Here is a 2,525-nt window from a genome sequence, read left to right on the forward strand (position 1 = left end):
CCGAGGAGGGTGGGGTCTTCCTCGTTGTGGTCCTCGACGACGATGGCGACATTGTTCAGGCTGTTGAGGAGTTTCCGGGGGATCATCTCGAGTCCTCGGTCGACGAGTTCCTCGAACTCTTCGTCGGTGACCTCGACCATGGGGATCCTCCGGGTGTGCTGTCGGTTGGGCGGGTGACTGTCCGCTCGTGATTGTCGGGGTCGAGTGTAGTGCCGGTGGGGGAGTGGGCGGCGCAGGGGAAGAACGCGGAAAGGGACGCTCAGTATTGTTGACGCATCATCTTTGGGGGTTCTTCAGTTGGGCTTGGGTGGCTGCTGATATGTTTCACCGGGTGACTATCTGTAGCGGAAGCTACGGAACGGTCCCGCTGACGTACAAGTATCTGGAGGAACCATGACTGACCTGAACTCTTCGACTCCCTCGGTGCTGCGGCGCTGGGTCACCCGTGGCGCCGTGGTGGCGGCCGGCCTCGGCATCGTCGCCGGTGCTGTGGCGCCGGCCGCGTCGGCTGAACCCGGTAGCTTCATCGTCCGGGGCGGGCAGACGTACTGTCATATCGACCGCGATGTCCGGGTGGGGCCGGTGTTCGGCGGCCGCACCCAGGGCAACTGTGGAATGGCTCCGGGCGATTTCGCATCAGGCAGCGGGACATCTGACGTCTACCTCATCGGCCAGTTCATCCTGCCGGGTAGTTTCAACTACTCCGCCTGGGTCGACAAGATCTGGTGATGCGTCCTGGTGAATACCGCGGGTGGTTGACCGCCGGCTTTCTCTGGCTGCTCAGTATCACGGGGGTCGCTGTTCTCGGCGTCCTCTCCGTCGGAAACGACTGGGCGCCTGAGTACTCTGCGTCGTTGGCGGTCGCGGCGTTCCTCCTGCTGCTGCAGGTCCAGGACGTCGCGACCCGGGTACGCCCGGACGACCCTGACAGTCGGATCCCGACCGCCCCGGGGACCGTGTGGACGTTGTCGGTCGGCGGGAAGCTGATGCAGCTCACTCCTGTGGTGATCATGGCTCTCGCACTGTTCGGGTTCGGTATGTGGGCCTCCGGCCGGGACCAGCCCGCCAGTCAGGAGAGACGGGCGGGCGGTCTGGTGGTGGTCGCGGTCATCTGCCTGATACTCACCCTCGTTGAACTGTGCCGGGCTCGACGACTCGAGTTCGACGGCCGGTACTACCGGATGCGCGCCCAGCGCCATCATGTTCGCTTCACGACGGACGCACTTCATGCCAGTGACATGCGAACTCTGACGGGGTGGTGCGTCACCGCGGAGATCCTGACGACGGATGCCTACGGTCGTCCTGTCTGGATACCGTCGCGGATCGAGGTGCCCGCCCGGGGATGGAACTTCGACAAGGAGGGGACCCCGTTCGCAGATGAGGACACTGCCGCCGCGACACGGCAGCCGCCGCGTAACCTTCCCGGAACCGGCCCTCAGCATGCGGCGTCGGACGCCAGGAACGGTGGCCCCCTCCCGACGAACTGGTGGGACGAGTGACGTCGCCCAGCGCCGCACCGACCTCCGGCGACCCGCTCGCCCCGTTCCGGGCACAGCAGGAGAAGGACGCCGCACGGGGTCCACGTCGCGCATGGCCCGCAGTCGTACTGTTCCTGGTGAGCCTCGCCGGAGGAGTGTGGATATTCACGGACCTCGCAGGCCCGGACAAATCCATGGTGCTGTCGGTGGGAATGGGTGTACTTTTCGCCATCGTCGTCTGGGTGACGGGCACGTTCGTGGCTCCGGCAACCCGGCCCCGCCGGACTCGGCCCGTGGTCCGGGTGACCGGTCGCGACCTCGTCATCACCCGCAACGGAAGCCCCGTGTCCACACTTCCGATGACGATCTTCATGGGGGTCATCGGGGCGGGAATGCTCTGGTTCGCATTCGCCGCACTCCTGCGTTCCCCGTTTACGCGGGACATTGTCATCGGTTGGCTGGTTGTTCTCTGCGCGGTCCTGCTCCTGTGTCTGGTCCTCCCTGTGTTCCTCCTGCCGGAAATCGGGCCGACCAGTGTGCGGCTTGTCGGCACAACACTGACGGTCCGGGTCGGCCTGATGAGCTCGTACACCGTCCCGCTCAACCGGCACACCGGTGCGCAGCTGTTCACCTACCGTGGCCAGCAACAACTCCGGTTGACCGTCTACCCGCCCGTGGAGTCCCGCATGCTCGGCATCCGGAAGCGGAGAAGGACACTGCCCATTCCTCCCACGGCCTTCCCGGAAATGAACCTGTTCCCGCTCATTGCGCTCATCAAGGAGCGCGGACTCGAAGGTGCTGAGGCTTCGCCGAAGAAGGACTACGAGGTTCTGCCGGAGTTCCGTCCCGCGACCACCGTCACGGCGGCGGTGATCCTCGTTCTCCTCGCCGCTGCCGTGGTGGTGCTCACCGGCTGTGATCCCGTGCTGGCGGCACTCGGTGCCCTTGTCCTTTTCCTTCCGGTGACCGGTGCCAGTCCCCGGGGGAGCATTCTGCGTCCTGAACTCAGTGGTGGGCAGCGGGGTTGGTCGGTGTCCTGGCGGATCC

At 65.3% G+C, this 2,525-nt stretch carries 3 protein-coding genes; all 3 read left to right on the forward strand.

All coding sequences use genetic code 11. The features are described 5' to 3' along the window. Positions 1 to 393: 393 nt before the first annotated feature. A complete protein-coding gene (locus QZV72_RS08330; RefSeq protein ID WP_297007229.1) occupies positions 394 to 729 on the forward strand; it encodes a hypothetical protein in 336 nt (111 codons plus the stop codon). Between the two features lie 26 nt (positions 730 to 755). Beyond that, positions 756 to 1,499, forward strand: coding sequence for a hypothetical protein (locus QZV72_RS08335; RefSeq protein WP_297007231.1), 744 nt, complete (start codon positions 756 to 758; stop codon positions 1,497 to 1,499). Further along, on the forward strand, positions 1,496 to 2,525 hold a 1,030-nt coding region (locus QZV72_RS08340), incomplete at its 3' end, for a hypothetical protein (RefSeq protein WP_297007233.1). The genes QZV72_RS08335 and QZV72_RS08340, both read left to right, overlap by 4 nt.

Origin of the sequence: uncultured Corynebacterium sp. (assembly GCF_902782855.1) — a bacterium.
Lineage (GTDB): Bacteria > Actinomycetota > Actinomycetes > Mycobacteriales > Mycobacteriaceae > Corynebacterium.